Genomic DNA, 18,680 nt, shown 5'->3' on the forward strand with positions numbered 1-18,680 from the left:
TCTCGGCTGATGAGGGTGGGGGTTCTGGGGGCGGCCGAGGTCCTGCGGGACGGGGAGCCGGTCGAACTGGGTGGCCGCAAGCAGCGCATGCTGTTGTCGGCTCTGGCGCTGTACGGCGGGCAGCCGGTGCCGGTCGACAGCCTGATCGACATGCTCTGGCGGGACAGCCCGCCGCCGAGTGCGCTGTCGACGCTGCAGGTGTATCTCGCCGGGGTCCGGAAGGCGCTGGAGCCGGATCGGCCGGCTCGGACGGCGCCGACAACCGTCGTGACCGTTGCGCCCGGTTATGCGCTGCGGTTGCCCGGTGAATGCCTCGACGCGACGCATTTCGCCGCCACCGTGGACGCCGTACATCGCCGGCTTGGTCAGCCGGGCCGGGGTCTCCGGCCGGACGAGCTCGGGGCCGTCGTCGATTCGCTCGACGACGCGCTCGCCTTGTGGCGCGGTACGCCGTACTCCGACCTGGACGACGTCGCGGCGGCCGTTGCCGAACGGGGACGGCTGGAAGAACTACGACTCGTCGCGCTCGAGGACTGTGCCGTCGCACGTCTCGCGCTGGGTCAGCACGCGACGCTCGCCGCGGAACTGGAGGCGCTGACGGCCGAGCATCCGTTGCGCGAACGGTTGTGGGCGTTGCGCGTGCAGGCTCTTGCCGCGGCCGGCCGGCAGGCGGACGCGCTCGACGCACTGCGCCGGGTACGGCAGATCCTGGCGGACGAGCTCGGCCTGGACCCTGGAGCAACGCTGCGCGAGCTGGAACTCGCCGTACTCCGCCAGGACCCACAACTGAGCTGGCGGCCGAAAGCCCTCGAACGAGCGATTGCGGGTGTTTCGCGGTGGCCCCTGGTCGGGCGGGTCGCGGAGCTCGCCGCGCTCGAACACCTTCTGGACGAGGCGACTTCCGCACCGCAGTTCGCCGTACTCGTCGGAGAGCCGGGGATCGGCAAGACGAGACTGGCGTCCGAGCTGGCGGCAAAGGCGCGTGCCCGTGGTTTCGCCGTACTCACCGGGCGCTGTTCGGAGGACGAGGGCGCACCCCCACTCTGGCCGTGGACCGGGGTCCTGGGCGCACTGGCCGGGGCCGACCTGCCGGAGGACTTGTCGCGACAGCTCACCGAGCTCACCGCTCTTCTCGAATCCGGTGCCCCGAAACCGTCCGGCGCCGACGTCGACGCGGCACGGTTCCGGCTGTGGACGACGATCGCGGACGTACTGGTCTCCGCCTCCGGGACCGTCCCGCTGCTCGTCGTGCTCGACGACCTGCACTGGGCTGACGCGTCGTCACTCAAGTTGCTGAAGCATCTTGCCGACGTGGTCGATACCGGACGCCTGCTCGTCCTCGCCACCCGCCGCGCGGTCCCGGAGCTCACGGGTCAACTCGCCGCCGTCGCCGAAAGTCTCGGCCGACGCCATGCACTGCGCCTGGACCTGCACGGCCTGACGCTGCCCGAAGCGGCCGAGCTCGTCGAGGCTGCGACCCAGCGCAAACCCGGGACGCGGGAAGCCGAGGCGTTGCGCGCACGGACCGACGGGAACCCGTTCTTCCTGGTCGAACTCCTCCGCGACGGCAGCGGCGACGTACCGGCGGCGGTGACCGACATCGTCGCGCGCCGGCTCGAACGGTTGCCGTCGGCAACCGGTGAGCTGTTGCGCACGGCCGCGGTCGTCGGCCGAGAGTTCGACCTCGCGGTACTGGCCGCGGCGACCGGCCGGGACCCGGACGAACTGCTCGACGACCTCGATCCGGCCCTGGCCGCGGGCGTGATCGCCGACGGCGATCGGGTCGAGCGGTTCCGGTTCGCGCACGCGTTGGTCCGGGACGTCGCGTACGCCGGCCTGCCGGCGGCCCGGCGCGCCCGCCGGCACGCGGCGATCGCCCAGGTGCTCGAGGATCTGGGCGCTGCCCCGTCGGAGCCGGCGCGGCACTGGCTAGCGGCCGGGCCGGCCCATGCGGCACGAGCCTGGCGAGCAGCAGCCGTTGCCGCCGAGCACGCGATCCGGCTGTACGCGTACGACGAGGCAGCGGTCTTGCTGGCGGCAGCACTCGACGTACAGGAAACCGACAGCTCCGCGACCCGGCTCGACCGGTACGACCTGCTGATGGCACGTGCCGACGCGTGCCGGTGGTCGGTCGACCGGGACGCGCTGGACGTAGCTCTGAGCGCGGCCGTGCAGGAGGCGGAGCGGCTCGGGGACGCCGTACGCATGACGCGGGCGGCCGTTGCCGGCGCCGAGGGCGCCTTGTGGCAGACGCGCCCGTACGGGCAAACCGATCATTACCTCGTCGGCATCTTGCGACGCGCTCTGCGGGAGCTCCCGGCCGAAGACAGCGAACTGCGCTGCAGAGCACTGCTCGTCCTCGCGACCGAGCTCTATCACAGCGACGCCCCGGCGTACCGGGAGGCGCTGGCCGAGCAGGGCATGGCGATGGCGCGCCGGCTCGGTGACCCCGGCTTGCTGGTGTGGGCGTGTCAGGCCGCCTTTATCGCCACCTGGCGTCAGGCCACCGCCCCGGATCGCCGGCAACTGGCCGACGAGGCGGTCGCCGCCGCGATCGAACTGGCCGATCCGGTGCGGGAGGCGCTGGCCCGTACCCTGCGCGTGATCGTCCTGCACGAACTCGGCCGGATCGCGGAGATGTGGGCAGAGATCAGCCGGCTCCGGGCGATCGCCGAGCCACGACGGCTGGTGTACGTCCTGATCGTGCTCACGGAGCTCGAGCCGCCGTGGCTGGCGATGCGCGGACGGTTCGACGAGGCGGACGCCTTGATCGAGCAGCGACGCGAACTCGTCGCGGGCGCCTCGCTCCCCCAGCGGGACGAGTCGATGGTCTCGGCTGTCGCGTGCGTCGAGCTCTGGCGGACCGGCGCGGCCGGGATCGTGTCCGCGTTCCAGGAGCTCGCCGCGGTGAGTCCGATGCCGTTCGACCTGCCGATCCAGTGGATGCTCGTACGGGCCGGACGACTGGACGACGCGCGGGCGATCCGGACCGCGCCGGTTCCGGCCACGGACGACTGGGTGTCGATGCATCATTACTGCGCCGCGGCCGAGGTCGCTTTTGCATTGGGACGCCCGGATGCGGCGCGGACGGTGTACCGGTGGTTGAGTCCGTACGCCGGGCGGGTCTGCAGCGCCGGGTTCTCGGTCGCGATCGGGCCGGTGGACGCCTTCCTCGCCCTGGCGGCGATGGCGACAGGTGAACGGGAGCTCGCGGGCCGGCACGCCGACCGGGCGCTGGAACTGTGCGACGAGTGGGAGATCCCGCTGGCCGCGCAGTGGTTGCGCGAGCAGCGGGACCGCGGCGGATTCTGAGCGTCACGAGTAGCGGAAGGTCGCCCGCTCGCGTCGTTCGAACGGCCGGCGCCAGAACAGCCGCCACATCACCTCCATTCCACGCCCCGCCATCGCGTCGCGGACCCGGCCGAAGTGCTCGGGCGGCAGCTCGTACATGCCCCATGCCGCGAGGAACGGTAGGTCTCGTGGGCTGTGTGCGGGCTTGAAATGCTCCCGCTCCAGGCGCTGCCAGTCGTCGTCGACCAGGTACCGCTGGACCAGTGTCAGCGCGTCGCGCTCCTCGTGGGCCAGATGCCGGGTCAGGTGTTCGCCCAGGGCAACGATCCGGACCTCCAACGCGTCCCGCGCGTCGTCGTCGGCGTGCGTCGCCAGCCGGTCGAACCCCGCCGTGCACGAGGTCAGCAACGGGTCGATCTCGGTGTGCTCGGCTTCCATCGCCTCGAGCGTCGCCCGGCCCTCGGCGTCCGCCTTGGCCATCAGCAGCGGCCACAGACCGGTGTCCTCACCGGTGTGGTGTTTGTGCAGGATGTCCCGGAACCTGTCCCAACGGGCCGCGAGGGCCTTCCAGGTCACCCGGTCCGGCACCGGCGTGCCGATCACGGCCGCCTTGAAGTTGGCCAGGTCGCGCCGGAAGGCATGGTGGACGACGTACATCGCGGTCAGGTCGACCGGCCCCGGCGGCGCGGCGGCCTGGCCCGGCAGCATCAAGGTTCCTGTGGTCATGAGCGATTCCTTTCTCGAGGTTCGCCCACCGTGCGCGGGCCCGCTTGGGAAGCACTTGTGGTCGCGACCCCAAGCCGATCCCAAGCGCTCCGCCGGATGCTCATCCCAACCACCAAGGGGAGGAATCATGAAGGCACCGGCCGTTTCCGTCTTGCCATCGGCTGTCCTGCCGATCGTCGAGCGGGCGATCACCTGCGAGTACGCGTCATTGACCCGGTCGGGCGCACCGATCACCTGGCCGCTGACGCCGTACCACGACTCCGGTACGGCGACCATCGACGTCAGCACCGGGCTCACGTATCCGGCGAAGGCCGAGCGCGCCCGGCACGATCCGCGGGTGGCGCTGCTGTTCTCCGATCCGACCGGCTCGGGTCTGTCCGATGCTCCCGTGGTGCTGGTTCAGGGATTGGCGACGGTGCGGGACGCTGACCTGCAGGCCAATACGGACCTGTACCTGCGTCGCGTGCTGCAGAAGATGCCGCAGGCGGTGACCGGGCAGCCGTGGGTCGTGGTACGTCGGCAGCGGTGGTACTGGAGCCGTGTGTGGATCGAGGTCACGCCGCTTCGGATCCTGTGGTGGCCCGGTGGCCGGCTCGACTTGGAACCGCTCCGCTGGGAAGCTCCCGCGGACGTGACCGCGCCACCGTCCGACCCGGCGCCCGAGGGGCCTGCGTCGCCGGGGTGGGCGGTGCCGCCGGCCGACTGGCGGCCGAGAGCGGATGCTGCGATGCGGCTCGGCAATCCCGTGCTGACGGTGCGTGATGAGGACGGGTGGCCGCTGCCGGTGCGTTCTGTGGGGGTCGAGCTGGTGGACGACGGGTTCGTGGCCCGGACCGGTCCGTTCGGCGCGGCGGCGGGCGGCCGGGCGTGTTTGACGTTCCACGAGCATCCAGAGGTCTTCACCGGTCAGCAGAACGCAGTCTTCGTCGGGACCGCTGGTGCTGTTCCGGGCGGCGTCCATTTCCGGGTCGAGCGGGCACTCGCGGACTTCAGCCTCCCGCCGGGACGGTTCACCCAGCTACGGAAGTTCTTGTCCAGCGGCCGGGCGCTGACTCCGAGGCTGGCCCACGAAGCCGCCCGCAGACACCAACCGATCCCCACAGTCCGCAAACCCGGCTGACAACCGCCTCCCATCCGGCTGGACTCGGCGTTCCTTCACCTGCCGATACGACAACAGCCTCCCATCCGGGTGGATGGGAGGCTGTGCTTCTCTGGTAGCCCCGACGGGATTCGAACCCGCGCTACCGCCTTGAGAGGGCGGCGTGCTAGGCCGCTACACAACGGGGCCAGAGTTTGCCGACCGGATCTCGCGACCCGGGCAACGAGGTTGAACTTTACCGATTTTCATCGGTGCGGTCCAATCCGCTGGGGTACCAGGACTCGAACCTGGACTAACTGAACCAGAATCAGTCGGGCTGCCAATTACCCCATACCCCAAAGGCATTTTCACTGAAGTTGGAGAGTTTGTTTCCGCCCTCACCAACCCGGCTCGGAGAGCTTACCCGAGCATGCGACCGGACACCAAAACGGGTCCCCGCCCGCGGGTTGTCACTCCCGTCACACCTGTCCCCAGAGCTATCGGCGTGCCCCCACCGGCAGCGTCACCAGTGGCAGGTCCGACTCCTGCTTCAGCTTCATCCGGTCGGTCAGCCAGACCGCGATCACCCCGAACGCAGCGAACTTCACGACGTCGATCAGCACCAGCGGCCAGGGCGCGTCCTTCACCTCGAGGCTCGCCCCGAGAGTGTTGGTCAGACCCGCGAACACGAACGTCACGACGTTGTTCGCGGCGTGCGACGCGATCCCGGACTCCAGCCCACCGGTCCGTACGGCGAGGAAACCCGCCACCAGACCGAACGCCAGCCGGTCGACGAACAGCGCGGGGCTCTGCCACGGCCAGATCCCGTGCGCCGCGGTGAACAGCAAGGCGGTCACGATCACGGCAACAATCGAAGCGCGCAGGTACGAACCGACTGCCTGCAGGAGGTAGCCGCGGAAGTAGTACTCCTCCCCCGCGGCCTGGATCGGTGACGTCAGCAACGTCACGAGGATGATGCCGACCACGTCCGGCGCCGCCGGGCCGCTGTGCCGCTCACCGGTCGCGAGCTGCACGTTGCCGAGCTGGATGACCGCGAACGACACCAGTTCGAGCACGACCGCCACCAGCGCGAACCACGCCAACGGCCGCCAGCGCAGCTTGCCGACCACCGACGACAGCAGCCCTGGAGTCTGCCGGTTCAGCAACCTGGCGACCAGGATCGACAGCGGGATCAGGATGATCAGGGTCAGGTTCGTGAACAGCAGGCCGAACCACGACAGCGTGCCGGCCGGGTCCGGGTGGATCCCCTGCCGCAGAGCCAGGATCACCACGCTGCCGACCATCCAGCCGACGAGGATCGTCAACGTGCCGAGAACGACGTACACCCGCGGGGTGACGTCGTTCTTCAGCAGCCGCTGGTACGGCGTACCGCTCATGACGTGGTCGTGCGGGCCTGCTCCAGCCGGTGCAGGGACTTCTCCCGGCCGAGCAGCTCCAGCGACTCGAACAGCGGCGGCGAGATCCGGCGACCCGAGATCGCCACCCGGACCGGACCGAACGCGTTCTTCGGCTTCAGGCCGAGCCCGTCGATCAGCGATGCCCGCAGCGCCGCCTCGATCGCCTCGGTCGTCCACTCGGTGTCAGCCAGGTTCGCGAGCGCCTTCGCGGCGGCGTCCAGCACGGCATCCGCGTCACCGGTCAGCACCTTCGCGGCGGCGTCCGGATCAACCGTGAAGTTTGCGTCGTCCACGAACAGGAACCCCAGCATGTCGACCGACTCGGACAAGGTATTCATCCGCTCCTGCACCAGCGGCACGGTCGCCTTCAGCACCGCCAACTGGTCCTCCGACGGCTCCGCCGGCAGCACGCCCGCCTGCGCGAGGAACGGAATCATCCGCTTCGCGAACTCGTCCTGCGGCAGCAGCCGCATGTGCGCGGCGTTGATCGCCTCGCATTTCTTCGGGTCGAAGCGGGCCGAGTTCGAGTTGACCTTGCGGATGTCGAACGCCTCGACCATCTCGGCCATCGTGAACACGTCCCGGTCCTCGGCGATCGACCAGCCGAGCAGGGCCAGGTAGTTCAGCAGACCCTCGGGCAGGAACCCGCGCTCGACGTACTCACTCAGGCCGGAACCCTTGTCCCGCTTGGACAACCGCTTGTTGCCCTCTCCCATCACGAACGGCAGGTGCCCGAACCGGGGCGTCCGGCCGCTGCCCACACCGATCTCGGCGAGCGCCTCGTAGAGCGCGATCTGGCGCGGCGTCGACGGCAAGAGGTCCTCACCACGCAGGACGTGGGTGATCTCCATCAGCGCGTCGTCGACCGGGTTCACCAGCGGGTAGAGCGGGTAACCGTTCGCCCGGACCAGCACGTAGTCGCCGAGGTTCTCCGGCAGGAACGTGATCTCGCCACGGACCAGGTCGTCGAACACGATCGGGCGGTCGGGCATCCGCAGCCGCACGACCGGCCGGCGGCCTTCGTCGACGTACGCCTGGACCTGCTCGGGCGTGAGGTTGCGGCAGTGACCGTCGTACCCGCTGTGCTGCCCGGACGTCCGCGCCGCCTCGCGCCGCTGGTCCAGCTCCTCCTGCGAGCAGTAGCAGTGGTACGCCTTGCCCGCGGCGAGCAGCTTCGCGACGACGTCGGCGTAGATGTCCATCCGCTCGGACTGCAGGTACGGCCCGAAGTCGCCGCCGACCTCGGGGCCCTCGTCCCAGTTCAGACCGAGCCAACGGAGGGCGTCGTAGGTGTAGCGGTAGCCCTCCTCGGTGTTACGCGCGGTGTCGGTGTCCTCGATCCGCAGCACCAGCTTGCCGCCGTAGTGGCGCGCGAAGGCCCAGTTGAACAGCGCGCTGCGGATGTTGCCGACGGTCAGCAGACCCGTCGGCGACGGTGGGAACCGGACCCGCACCTCGTTCGGCTCGAGGTCGCCCAGCACATCGTTCTCGGCCCGGTCAGTCACGCACGATCACCTTGTTCGTCAGAGTTCCGATTCCTTCGACGCTGACCGAGACCTCGTCACCGGGCAGCATCGGGCCGACACCCGCCGGGGTGCCGGTGAGGACCACGTCGCCGGGCAGCAGCGTGGTGAAGGAGGTGATGTAGGCCAGCACCTCCGGGATGTCGAAGATGAACTGGCTGGTCCGGCCGTCCTGCCGGGGCTCGCCGTTCAGTTCGGTGCTGATCCGCAGGTCGGACACGTCGAGCTCGGTGGAGATCCACGGGCCGAGCGGGCAGAACGTGTCGTACCCCTTGGCCCGGGCCCACTGCCCGTCGGACTTCTGCAGGTCGCGGGCGGTCACGTCGTTGGCGATCGTGTAGCCGAAGATCGCCTCGTTGACCCGCTCCTTGGGCAGGTCCCGGACGATCCGGCCGATCACGATCGCGAGCTCGCCCTCGAAGTGCAGGTCGTTGGTCTGCTCCGGGTAGACGATGCCGTCCCGCGGGCCGATCACGCTGGTGTTCGGCTTCAGGAAGATCAGCGGCTCCTTCGGTACGTCGTTGCCGAGCTCGGCGGCGTGCGCCGCGTAGTTCCGGCCGACGCAGACCACCTTGCTGCGCGGGATCACCGGCGCGAGCAGCCGGACGTCCGCGAGTTGCAGCTTCTCCCCGGTGAACTGGGCCGACCGGTAGAGCGGGTCCGAGTCGAGAACGTTGACAGTACCGACGAGCCCTTCGGGGTCATCGGTCTCGACGACGCCGTACTTCGGCTCGTCGTCCACGGAGAATCTGGCGATACGCACGGGCCGAGCCTACCGTCGGTGCTCGATGAGACAGTATTCCGGTGACATTCGAGATCCGGTTGGCGGTTCCTGGTGAGTACGACGCTGTCGGCGAGCTGACAGTGGAGGCCTATTCGCACGACGGTTTCGTGCGTGGTGACTACGCGATGACGCTGCGTGCCGCCGCGGACCGCGCCGCCAAGGCGGAGCTCTCGGTAGCTGCCGATTCCTCCGGCCTGCTGGGGACCGTGACCTATTGTCCGGTCGGCTCGGTGTACCGCGAGATCGGCCAGGACGACGAGGGCGAGTTCCGCATGCTCGGCGTCGCCGGGCGGGCGCGGGGCCTGGGCGTCGGTACGGCGCTGACCGAGCACTGCATCGCCCGCTCTCGCGAGCTGGGCATGCGCCGCATCGTGATGAGCAGCGCGCAGTACATGACCACCGCCCACCGCATCTACGAGCGTCTGGGCTTCACCCGCCTCCCGGAACGTGACTGGGCGCCCATCCCGGGCGTCGATCTGTACGCCTTCGCCCTCGACCTATGAGGACGCTGCCGTTCGCCGAGTGGACGTCGTACGCCTCGGGGCACGCCGCCCGGGTCGACGTCTTACTGGCCGACCACCTGGAACGACGGAAGCGCCGCGAGGCACATCCCGTCGAGGATTTCCTCTTCACGTATTACCCGACCCGTCCGAACCAGCTGCGCGTGTGGCATCCGGGCCCCGGAGTGCGGCTGGAGGGCGGTGCTGCTTATGAGGGCCGTCGTGGATACGTGGTCGAGGACGGGACCGCGTCGCTCGATCCGGCCGAGGTGGAACGCCGTACCGACAGCATCAAGTGGATCCGCGCCCTGCTCTCGGCCACGCTCGACCGCCAACCCCAGTTCGGCTGTTTCGGCCTGCACGAGTGGGCGATGGTGTACCGGACCCCCGAAGTACGGCACGCCGCCTGGCCGCTGCGACTAGGTGCCGAGGGCACCGATCAGGTCGTCGAGTCGCACAAGATCGGCTGCTCGCACTTCGACGCGTTCCGCTTCTTCACGACGCCCGCGCGCCCACTCAACACGCTCCAACCGACCCGGGAATCCCAGCCCGCCCTCGAACAAGGCGGCTGCCTGCACGCGAACATGGACCTCTACAAGTGGGCCGCCAAGCTGATGCCGTTCACCCCGAGCTCGCTACTCCTCGCCTGCTTCGAACTCGCCCGCGACATCCGCACCCTCGACATGCGCGCCTCCCCCTACGACCTGGCCGCGCTCGGCTACACCCCCGTCCGCATCGAAACCCCCGACGGAAAAGCCGAGTACACAGCAGCCCAACGAACCTTCGCCAACCGCGCCCGCCCCCTCCGCCGTCAACTCGCCGCCCTCTGCGAGGAGCTGCTCGGCTGACCCTCCCCAGATATCCACAAACACGAGTGTCGAAGTATTGACACCGGCGTCGAATCACTCCTACCGTGACAGTCATCCACTGCTACGGCCGGAAGGTGACTCATGGCGTACGTCATCGGTATCGACGTCGGCGGGACGTTCACGGACGGGGTGCTCGACGACGGCGCCGGGGTGATCGTCGCGGCCAAGGCGCCGTCGACGCCTCCGGACTACTCACGCGGCGTCCTGGAGGTACTCGCCGGCCTCGCCGAACAGCTCGGTCAATCGGTCGAGGCGATGCTCGCCGAGACCCACCACATCGCGCACGGTACGACGTCCTCGTTGAACGCTCTGGTGATGGGCAACGTCCCGGACGTCGGCTTCATCACCACGGTCGGACATCGCGACTCGCTGTTCATCATGAACGTCGAGGGCCGCTACCTCGGCTCGGCCCCGGATCAGCTGCAGAACGTGCTCGGCCAGAGCAAACAGCACACGCTGCTGCCGAAACGCCATGCCGTCGAGGTGATCGAACGCGTCGATCGGGACGGGACTGTGCTCGTTCCGCTGGACGAGGAATCGGTCCGGGCGGCGGTGCGTGCACTGCTTGCCGACGGCATCCGTTCGATCGCGGTCAGCCTGCTGTGGTCGTTCCGGAACCCCGCGCACGAACAACGCGTCCGCGAGATCGTGCACGAGCTCGACCCCGGTGCGTTCGTTGCCCTGAGCAGCGAGATCAGTCCACGCATCCGCGAGTTCGCCCGCAGTGCGACCACCGTGATGAGCGCCCAGATCGGCCCGGGCCTCGAGGAGTACCTCGGCAACCTGGAGGGCCGGCTCCGCGAGTCCGGCCTGGTCGGACCGCTTCTGGTCATGCAGAGCAACGGTGGCGCGATCGCCGCCGCCGAGGCACCGAGCCACGCGATCAGCACGGTCGGTTCGGTCCTCACCGGCGGTGTCGTCGGCGCCGTGTCACTGGGCGAACAGCTCGGCCATCGCAACATCATCTCCACCGACGTGGGTGGTACGACGTTCCTCGTGGGACTGGTCGTCGACGGTGAACCGGTCCGGGCGAGCACGACGGTGATCAACCACCACCCGATCAACGTGCCGACGCTGCAGGTGCACGCGATCGGGTCGGGCGGCGGCGCGATCGCCTGGATCGACCAGGGTGGCAACCTGCAGGTCGGACCACGCAGCGCGCAGTCGGTCCCCGGACCGGCCTGTTACGGCACCGGCGGGACGGAGCCCACGAACACCGACGCGAACCTCGTCCTCGGCATCCTTCCGGAGAAGGGCCTGCTGGGCGGCCGCAAGGCCCTCGACCTCGACGCCGCCCGCGAGGCCATCCGCGCCCGGATCGCCGAGCCGCTCGGGCTCTCGATCGAGGACGCCGCGGCCGCGATCTACGCCGTACAGAACGCCCAGACCGGCGACCTCCTCCGCAAGGCCGTCGTCGAGGCGGGCCACGATCCACGGTCGTTCGTGCTCTACGCGTTCGGCGGTGCCGGCCCGGCGTACTGCGCGTCGTATGCGCGAGAGGTCGGCGTTGCCGAGGTCGTCGTACCTCTGGGACCGGTCGCGTCAGCCTTCTCGGCGTACGGTCTGGCCTCGTCGGACGTCGTGCTCACCGCCGAGCTGTCCGACCCCACCGCGATGCCGCTCGACCCGGCGCGCGCCCAGCTGACGTACGACGCGCTCGAAGCGCAGGTCCGCGACGGGCTGGCTCGGCAAGGGCTGAGCTTCGAGCGGATCGAGATCGTCCGGTCCCTCGACCTTCGGTACACGATGCAACTGGCCGAGGTCGCGGTCGAGGTACCGAACGGCGACCTCGACGACGCCGCGATCGCCGGCATCGCGCAGGCCTTCGACCGCCGGTACTCCGAGCTGTACGGCGAAGGCACCGGCTTTGCGGCGGCCGGAGTCCAGGCGATCACGTTCCGCGTCCGCGCCACCGGCGTGCTGCCCTTCTCCCCTGGCCTGCCGAAGCTCAGCGAAGCCGGCACGACCGACCCCACGGACGCCCTGCTCGAACACCGCAAGGTCTGCCTGGACGCTCGCACCGGCTATGTCGAGACGCCGATCTACGACTATCGCGCACTCGGGGCCGGTCATCGCATCAACGGACCGGCGGTGATCGAGGTCCCGACCACGACCGTCGTCGTACCGCCCGGCACCAGCGGCGTCGTCGACCACCTCGGCAACGTGGTGATCAGCACCGCCTCGAAGCACGGCCTCGAAGGAGCACTGACATGAGCATGGCCATCCCGGGCTCCGAACACTTCGCGAGCCGCCCTGTCGACCCGGAGGTGCTGCGCGCCCAGCTGCCGGAGACGCTCGCGGTGCACTCGGTCGGTCAGGAGCTGATCGACGCGCTCGACCCGCTGACCTACGAGGTGATCCGGCACCGGCTCTGGTCGGTCACCGAGGAGATGGGCGAGGCGCTGAAGCGGATGTCGGGGTCGCCGATCGTCACCGACGCCAATGATTTCGACTTCGCGATCTGTGACGAGCTCGGCCAGGAGGTCCAGGTCGGGCTGTACAACACGATGCTCGTCGGCGCGGTCGACCTCGCGATCTACTGGACGCTGCAGCACCGGGCCGCCAATCCGGGCATCCAGGAGGGCGACATGTTCCTCTGCAACGACCCGTGGGTCGGCGGCGGCCTGCATCAGAACGACGTCATCGTCTTCCAGCCGATCTTCCACGACGGCGAGCTGTTCGCGTGGACCAGCGCGATCTGCCACGAGCCGGACCTGGGCGGCGTCGGGCTCGGTTCGTTCAGCCCGGCTGCTCAGGACGTCTTCTCGGAGTCGTTGCCGACGCCACCGGTCAAGGTGGTCCGCGACTACCAGCTGCAGGACGATGTCGCCGACCTGTGGGTCCGTCGTTCGCGGGTGCCGATGCTGGTCAGCCTCGACCTGCGCGCGAAGATCGGCGCGAACTCGGTCGGCCGGAAACGCCTGGCCGAGGTGATCGAGCAGTACGGCGCCGACACGGTCAAGGCCGTGATGAAGCGGATGATGTCCGACGCCGAGGGCCGCCTGCGCGGCAAGCTCTCCGGCCTCCCGGACGGGACCTGGCGCGCCACTGGGTACCAGGACCAGTCGCACGAGGGAGATCGCGGCGTCCACAAGATCACCGTCGCGATGACCAAGGCCGGCGACCGGCTGACGTTCGACTTCACCGGCACCGACCCACAGGCCGGGATGATCAACTGCACGTACGCCGGGATGCGCGGCGGCGTGATGCTGGCGCTGCTGCCGATGCTCGCGCACGACATCCCCTGGTCCGCGGGCGGCCTGATGCGCTGCTTCGATCTCGTCTCCGAAGAGGGCACGATCAACAACGCGTCGTACCCGGCCGCCGTCGGCCGTGGGCCGATCGGTCCGGCCTGGCTCACCGGGACTCTCGTCGCCGAGTGCCTTTCGCAGTTGCTGGAGCGCGACGCGGACCTCGGCAAGAGTGTGCAGGCCGCCTGCTGCGGCACCTGGGACACCGCCGTACTGGCCGGCCTCGACGAACGCGGCCAGGTACCGATGCCGTTCCTCAACATCATGATGGAGCCGATGGCCGGCGGGTACGGCGCCCGTCCACAGACCGACGGCATGGACACGGGCGGGCTGTTCTGCATTCCGATGGGCCGTGTGCCCGATGTCGAGATGACCGAGTTCCTCTATCCCCTCCTCACGTTGTGGCGGCGGGAAGAGCCGGACTCCGGCGGACCGGGTCGCCAGCGCGGCGGCGTCAGTGCATCGCTCGCCGTCACGCTGCACGGCTCGAGCCAACCCGCCGGTCTCGTCCTGGCGTCGGCCGGCAAGGCCGTCGCGCAGAACGCCGGTCTCGCCGGCGGCTATCCGGGCAACACCGGCCTGGAGCAACTGGTCCGGAACACCGACGTCTCGGCCCTGCTGAAGACCGGCCGGATCCCCCAATCCGTCGGCGAACTGGGCGCCGACGTCGAGCTCGGGCCGTGCTACGCGCAGTCGTACCTCGCCCCCGGCGAAGTCCTGTACATGCACTGGCAGGGCGGCGGCGGGTACGGCGATCCGCTGCTGCGGGATCCCGACGCGGTCGCCCGCGACGTCCACGAGCACAAGGTGAGCGCCGAGGCCGCCGAGTCGGTGTACGGCGTCGTGCTCCGCGACCGGATCGTCGACCGTGAGGCAACGCAGAGGGCTCGCGACGCGGCCCGCGCCGTACGCCGCGATCGCTCGACCGGTGGGAGCACCAACGGTCCTCGCATCGACCCGGCCGCTGCCCAACGCCTCGACGACAACCTCGTCCTGCACGGGACCACGGTGGCGTGCGCGCACTGCGGACAAGGCGTCGCCGACACGGCCACCGATTCGGTGCTGGACCTCGCCCGGTACGAGGGACCGTCATCGGACGCCGGTCCGCAGGTCACGTCGGACCCGAGTGCCTATGTCGATACGGAGGTCGTCTTCCGGCAGCTGTGCTGTCCGAGTTGCTGGACGGCGATCTACTCCGCGATCGTCCCGGCCACGCATCCCGACCATGTCAGCGACGTCTCCCGCTTCGCAACCGCGGGGAGCGCGTCTTGAGGCTGCGAACCGTTGCGGTGCTCGGTGGCGGGCCGGGCGGTCTCTACACCGCCCGCCTGCTCCGGCTACGGATGCCCGACTGCGACGTCCGGCTGATCGAGCAGACCGAACCTCGCCAGACGTTCGGCTTCGGCGTCGGCCTGGCCACCCGCACCCAACGGAACCTGCAGGCCGCCGACGCCGATTCGTTCCAGAGCATCCTCACGATCGCGCACTCGCACGAGATGACGATGACGGTCGGCGGCCACGCGGTCACGCTCCCGTCGGACGACCTGATCGCGGTCAGCCGCAGCAACCTCCTGGACGTACTGCGCGAGCACGCGGCGGCGGCCGGCGTCCAGCTCGACTACGGCGACCGCGGGTACGCGACGGAGCTGGCCAAGGAGGTCGACCTCGTGATCGCGGCCGACGGTGTCAGCAGCGCGACCCGCGAGGAACTCGCGGTGTTCGGCGGCTCGGTGACAACCGCGGACGCGCTGTACCTCTGGGCCGGTACGGACGTCGCGCTGCCCAGCGCACTGTTCACACCGGCGACCACCGAGCACGGCACGTTCGTCGCACACGCATACCCGTACGCCGCGGACCGCAGTACGTTCCTGGTCGAGACGGACGAGGAGACGTGGCGCCGCGCGGGGTTCGACGTGACGACCGAGCAGACGCCGTACGACTGCGACGACGAGGTGGCGCTCGGCTACCTGTCGGACGCATTCGCAGAACACCTGCACGGTCACCGGCTGATCGGCAATCGGACGAGATGGCAGCGCTTCCGGACGGTCAGCTGCGAACGGTGGCACGATCGCAATGTGGTCCTCCTGGGCGACGCGGTCCACACCGCGCACTACTCCATCGGCTCCGGCACCAAGCTGGCCATGGAGGACGGCATCGCGCTCGTCGACGCCCTCGCCGGCGCTCCCGACCTGGAAACCGCGCTCGCTGACTATGAAGCACTACGGCGTCCCGCCGTCGAGCACCTCCAGTCGACAGCCCTGCGCAGCATGCGCTGGTGGGACACCTTCCCGACCCGCTTGGACCTCCCCGTCGAACGCTTGTGGATCGCCTACATGACCCGAGCCGGCAAGGTCACCCTCGACCGCTTCGCCACAACCGCCCCCGAGGTCGTCCGAACAGCAATCAACCAGTACGCCGCGTGCCTCCGCACAACCGCACCTTCGACCGTTGGCGACGCGGCCACCGGCCGCGCGGCGGCGACTGCCGATCTTCCGCCGGACGCAGCTCCTGAGGGCTTCACCGACTGGGTGCTTGCTCATCAATCCCCCTTCGTCGACGGACTTCCCGAGGTGTTCGTCGACATCGACGATCCCCGAGGATCGGAGGCCGATGCGCTGGTCAAGGACCTGGATGGCACGGCTGTCCTGCTGAGCACCTCCGACGACCGCGAAGCCGTACTGACAATGCTCGAAATCGCCGAACGGATCCGCTTGGAGACCCCCACCCGAGTAGAGGTCCGCATCCCCACCGCAGAACGAGACCTGGGCGCGGCAGCCCTCGTCGCCGGCCGAGCCGACGCAGTACACCTGCGAGGCGAAGGCCGATGACCACAACTGTCGACGACTTCCCCGCACAGGACCCGGTGTACCGCACAGCCGGTCTGTGGGAGTCCCTCACAATCCCGGCCCAGTTCGCGAAGGTTGTTGCCCAGCACACCGACCGCCTCGCCGTCATCACTGCGGAGGGCGTCCTCAGCTACGGCGACCTGGACGCCCGCTCCGACCGGATCGCAGCTGGCCTCCTCCAGCTCGGCCTAGACCCCGGCGACCGCGTGCTACTCCAGATCACCAACCGCCTGGAGTCGATCATCGCCTGGTACGCACTACTCAAGGCCGCACTCGTCCCGGTCGCCACCCTCGCGCCACACCGCGAACACGAAATCAACGCCATCAGCCGCCAGGCCGAAGCCAAAGCCCACCTCGTCGAAGCCAGCCTCCCGTTCGACCTGATCACCTTCGCCACAGCAATAGCCACCAACCACCCGACCCTCCGCCACCTACTGACAATCGGAACCCCAACCAAGGACGCCCCACTGGGCTCGACCGCCGCCTCCCGCGCCATTCCGTTGGAGTCGCTCGGTGCCGGCCTCGATCCGGCCGAGGCCCGGGCGCTGGTCGCCGCCGCGCAAGCGACCGTCGACCCGGACGACCTGGCCGTCCTGCAACTCTCCGGCGGTACGACCGGCACCCCGAAGCTCATCCCCCGCCAGCACGCCGAGTACTGGTACAACGCAGCCGCCTACGCCGAACGCCTCGGCTGGACGCACGAAACCCGAGTCGCCCACCTGATCCCGGTCGTGCACAATGCCGGCATCACCTGCGCCGTACACGCCGCCGCCAGCGTCGGCGCCACCCTCGTCCTCGGGACCGTCGACCCAGCGACCTGGGTACCACTCATCGCCCGGACCAACGCCGACGCAGTCCTGATCGGCCACGGCCACTTCAGCGCCTTCGCTGCTCCCGGCGTCCTCGACGCGATGCCCTCGCTCCGGCAGGTCATCCTCTCCGGCGCCAAGGTCCCGGACAGGCTGTTCGACGAACTGGAGCGCCGCGGCATCTGGTCCGGCCAACTCTTCGGCATGGGCGAGGGTTTGTTCTGTGTCAGCAACCTCGACGACCCACGCGAGGCGCGCCTCCGTACGGTAGGCACCGCCCTCAGCCCCCTCGACGAGATCAAACTGCTGCAACCCGACACCGAGCTCGAGGTAGCGGACGGCGAGGTCGGCGAACTCTGCGCCCGCGGCCCGTACACGATCCGCGGCTACTACCGCGCCGCCGACCACAACCGGCGCGCCTTCACCTCCGACGGCTTCTACCGCACCGGCGACCTCGCGCGCTGGGGCTCGTACGACGGCCGCGCGTACCTGCACATCGAGGGCCGGATCAAGGACGTCATCAACCGCGGCGGCGAGAAGATCAGCGCCGACGAAGTGGAGCGCCTGCTGCTCGCCCACCCGTCGATCTCACAGGCCGCGGTGGTCGCGATGCCCGATGCGCGGCTGGGCGAGAAGGCGTGCGCGTTTGTGGTCGCGGACCGGGACCTCGACGTACCGGATGTCCAGCACCACCTGTCTGCGCTCGGGGTGGCCAAGTTCAAATGGCCGGAACGCGTCGTCCGCGTGGCCGAGCTGCCCCGGACCAACGTCGGAAAAATCGACAAGACCGCGCTCCGGCGGCTCGTCCCGGGCAGCGGCAACTCGCCTGCCGGTTAGGGTCGTGCCATGACGTCCGACCCCACGCCCCGGAACTCGCGCAGTACGACGCGCTTCGACCTGGTCGAGGGGCGGATCATCATGGAGGCCACCCGGCTGTTCGCCGAGCGCGGGTTCGCGGGTACCAGCCTGAAGGACATCGCCGAGGCGACCGGGCTGACCCGGCCCGCGCTGTACCACTACGTCCGCAGCAAGGAAGACATCCTCGCCAAGCTCGTCACCGAGCTGGCCGAGCTGCCGGCCCAAGCGCTTCGCGCGGTCAACGCCGAGAAGAAGCTCAGTGCGGCCGACCGGCTGTACCGGATGGCCCGCGCGGTCGCGCTGCTGCAGGCCACCGGGCCGACACGCTTCCAGCTCCTGATCCGCTCCGAGGCCGACCTGCCGCCGGAACTGGTCAAGCGGTACACGGACAGCCGGCGGAAGGTGCTGCACGAGTTCGTCGCGGTCATCGAGGCGGGCATGAAGAGCGGCGAGTTCCGCACGGTCGACGCCCGGATCGCCGCACTCTCGATCATCGGCCAGTGCAACTGGATCGCCTGGTGGCACCACGACGGCACCCCCGAGGAGAACGAACGGGTAGCCGACCAGATCGCCGACCTGGCTGTGTCCTCCGTCCAAACCGCCGAAGACCGCTACCCCGAAGACAACGCTCGCCACCGAGCCCTGGCCCGCCTCCGCCGAGAACTCGACTACCTAGAACAAGTAATCGACGACTGACCACCCCCCGCCAGCACCCGCCAACCCAGCC

General features: G+C 69.3%; 13 protein-coding genes and 2 tRNA genes. 9 read left to right on the plus strand and 6 right to left on the minus strand.

Annotated features, from left to right (window positions below; translation table 11 throughout):
- Nucleotides 1-9: 9 nt before the first annotated feature.
- Nucleotides 10-3,312: an ATP-binding protein gene (locus FB475_RS03440; protein ID WP_141852461.1), complete on the plus strand. Its 3,303-nt coding sequence runs from the start codon at nucleotides 10-12 to the stop codon at nucleotides 3,310-3,312.
- Nucleotides 3,313-3,315: 3 nt separating this feature from the next.
- Here the strand turns inward: FB475_RS03440 and FB475_RS03445 are convergent, their stop codons facing one another.
- Nucleotides 3,316-4,017 carry a hemerythrin domain-containing protein gene (locus FB475_RS03445; protein ID WP_141852463.1) on the minus strand — a complete coding sequence of 234 codons (702 nt, stop codon included), beginning with the start codon at nucleotides 4,015-4,017 and terminating at the stop codon, nucleotides 3,316-3,318.
- A gap of 127 nt (nucleotides 4,018-4,144) precedes the next feature.
- Between FB475_RS03445 and FB475_RS03450 the strand changes: the two genes are divergently transcribed.
- Nucleotides 4,145-5,137 carry a pyridoxamine 5'-phosphate oxidase family protein gene (locus FB475_RS03450; RefSeq protein WP_141852465.1) on the plus strand — a complete coding sequence of 331 codons (993 nt, stop codon included), beginning with the start codon at nucleotides 4,145-4,147 and terminating at the stop codon, nucleotides 5,135-5,137.
- A gap of 92 nt (nucleotides 5,138-5,229) precedes the next feature.
- Here the strand turns inward: FB475_RS03450 and FB475_RS03455 are convergent.
- The 5 genes from FB475_RS03455 to FB475_RS03475 all read right to left on the minus strand — a co-directional run bounded on the left by FB475_RS03455 (nucleotide 5,230) and on the right by FB475_RS03475 (nucleotide 8,799).
- Nucleotides 5,230-5,305 (minus strand) — tRNA-Glu (locus FB475_RS03455).
- A gap of 77 nt (nucleotides 5,306-5,382) precedes the next feature.
- Nucleotides 5,383-5,454: transfer RNA gene (locus FB475_RS03460), tRNA-Gln, on the minus strand.
- A gap of 138 nt (nucleotides 5,455-5,592) precedes the next feature.
- Nucleotides 5,593-6,492, minus strand: coding sequence for a CPBP family intramembrane glutamic endopeptidase (locus tag FB475_RS03465; protein WP_141852467.1), 900 nt, complete (start codon nucleotides 6,490-6,492; stop codon nucleotides 5,593-5,595).
- Complete coding sequence (gene gltX / locus FB475_RS03470) at nucleotides 6,489-8,018, minus strand: glutamate--tRNA ligase (RefSeq protein ID WP_141852469.1); 1,530 nt, start codon at nucleotides 8,016-8,018, stop codon at nucleotides 6,489-6,491. Before gltX ends, FB475_RS03465 begins: the two co-directional genes overlap by 4 nt.
- Nucleotides 8,011-8,799 carry a fumarylacetoacetate hydrolase family protein gene (locus FB475_RS03475; RefSeq protein WP_141852471.1) on the minus strand — a complete coding sequence of 263 codons (789 nt, stop codon included), beginning with the start codon at nucleotides 8,797-8,799 and terminating at the stop codon, nucleotides 8,011-8,013. Before FB475_RS03475 ends, gltX begins: the two co-directional genes overlap by 8 nt.
- Before the next feature lie 41 nt (nucleotides 8,800-8,840).
- On the opposite strand from FB475_RS03475, the gene FB475_RS03480 reads away from it, so the two are divergent.
- The 7 genes from FB475_RS03480 (at nucleotide 8,841) to FB475_RS03510 (ending at nucleotide 18,649) form a co-directional block, all read left to right on the plus strand.
- Nucleotides 8,841-9,323, plus strand: a complete 483-nt coding sequence (locus tag FB475_RS03480; RefSeq protein WP_141852473.1) for a GNAT family N-acetyltransferase — start codon at nucleotides 8,841-8,843, stop codon at nucleotides 9,321-9,323.
- Nucleotides 9,320-10,168: a 3-methyladenine DNA glycosylase gene (locus FB475_RS03485; RefSeq protein ID WP_141852476.1), complete on the plus strand. Its 849-nt coding sequence runs from the start codon at nucleotides 9,320-9,322 to the stop codon at nucleotides 10,166-10,168. Before FB475_RS03480 ends, FB475_RS03485 begins: the two co-directional genes overlap by 4 nt.
- Nucleotides 10,169-10,270: 102 nt before the next feature.
- Nucleotides 10,271-12,403, plus strand: coding sequence for a hydantoinase/oxoprolinase family protein (locus tag FB475_RS03490; RefSeq protein ID WP_141852478.1), 2,133 nt, complete (start codon nucleotides 10,271-10,273; stop codon nucleotides 12,401-12,403).
- On the plus strand, nucleotides 12,400-14,712 hold the full coding sequence (locus FB475_RS03495; protein WP_141852480.1) for a hydantoinase B/oxoprolinase family protein: 2,313 nt from the start codon (nucleotides 12,400-12,402) through the stop codon (nucleotides 14,710-14,712). Before FB475_RS03490 ends, FB475_RS03495 begins: the two co-directional genes overlap by 4 nt.
- Nucleotides 14,709-16,268: an FAD-dependent monooxygenase gene (locus tag FB475_RS03500; protein ID WP_141852482.1), complete on the plus strand. Its 1,560-nt coding sequence runs from the start codon at nucleotides 14,709-14,711 to the stop codon at nucleotides 16,266-16,268. Before FB475_RS03495 ends, FB475_RS03500 begins: the two co-directional genes overlap by 4 nt.
- Nucleotides 16,265-17,932, plus strand: a complete 1,668-nt coding sequence (locus FB475_RS03505) for a (2,3-dihydroxybenzoyl)adenylate synthase (protein ID WP_141852484.1) — start codon at nucleotides 16,265-16,267, stop codon at nucleotides 17,930-17,932. The genes FB475_RS03500 and FB475_RS03505 overlap by 4 nt, the downstream gene beginning before the upstream one ends.
- Nucleotides 17,933-17,941: 9 nt before the next feature.
- Nucleotides 17,942-18,649, plus strand: a complete 708-nt coding sequence (locus tag FB475_RS03510; RefSeq protein ID WP_141852486.1) for a TetR/AcrR family transcriptional regulator — start codon at nucleotides 17,942-17,944, stop codon at nucleotides 18,647-18,649.
- Nucleotides 18,650-18,680 lie beyond the last annotated feature (31 nt).

It is taken from the genome of Kribbella jejuensis (genome assembly GCF_006715085.1).
In the GTDB taxonomy this organism is placed as follows: Bacteria; Actinomycetota; Actinomycetes; order Propionibacteriales; family Kribbellaceae; genus Kribbella; species Kribbella jejuensis.

Excerpts from the sequence above, each read along its gene's own strand:
- FB475_RS03440 (WP_141852461.1), top strand. The coding sequence starts at position 10 with ATGAGGGTGGGGGTTCTGGGGGCGGCCGAGGTCCTGCGGGACGGGGAG.
- FB475_RS03445 (WP_141852463.1), bottom strand. The coding sequence starts at position 4,017 with ATGACCACAGGAACCTTGATGCTGCCGGGCCAGGCCGCCGCGCCGCCG.
- FB475_RS03450 (WP_141852465.1), top strand. The coding sequence starts at position 4,145 with ATGAAGGCACCGGCCGTTTCCGTCTTGCCATCGGCTGTCCTGCCGATC.
- FB475_RS03465 (WP_141852467.1), bottom strand. The coding sequence starts at position 6,492 with ATGAGCGGTACGCCGTACCAGCGGCTGCTGAAGAACGACGTCACCCCG.
- FB475_RS03485 (WP_141852476.1), top strand. The coding sequence starts at position 9,320 with ATGAGGACGCTGCCGTTCGCCGAGTGGACGTCGTACGCCTCGGGGCAC.
- FB475_RS03490 (WP_141852478.1), top strand. The coding sequence starts at position 10,271 with ATGGCGTACGTCATCGGTATCGACGTCGGCGGGACGTTCACGGACGGG.
- FB475_RS03495 (WP_141852480.1), top strand. The coding sequence starts at position 12,400 with ATGAGCATGGCCATCCCGGGCTCCGAACACTTCGCGAGCCGCCCTGTC.
- FB475_RS03505 (WP_141852484.1), top strand. The coding sequence starts at position 16,265 with ATGACCACAACTGTCGACGACTTCCCCGCACAGGACCCGGTGTACCGC.
- FB475_RS03510 (WP_141852486.1), top strand. The coding sequence starts at position 17,942 with ATGACGTCCGACCCCACGCCCCGGAACTCGCGCAGTACGACGCGCTTC.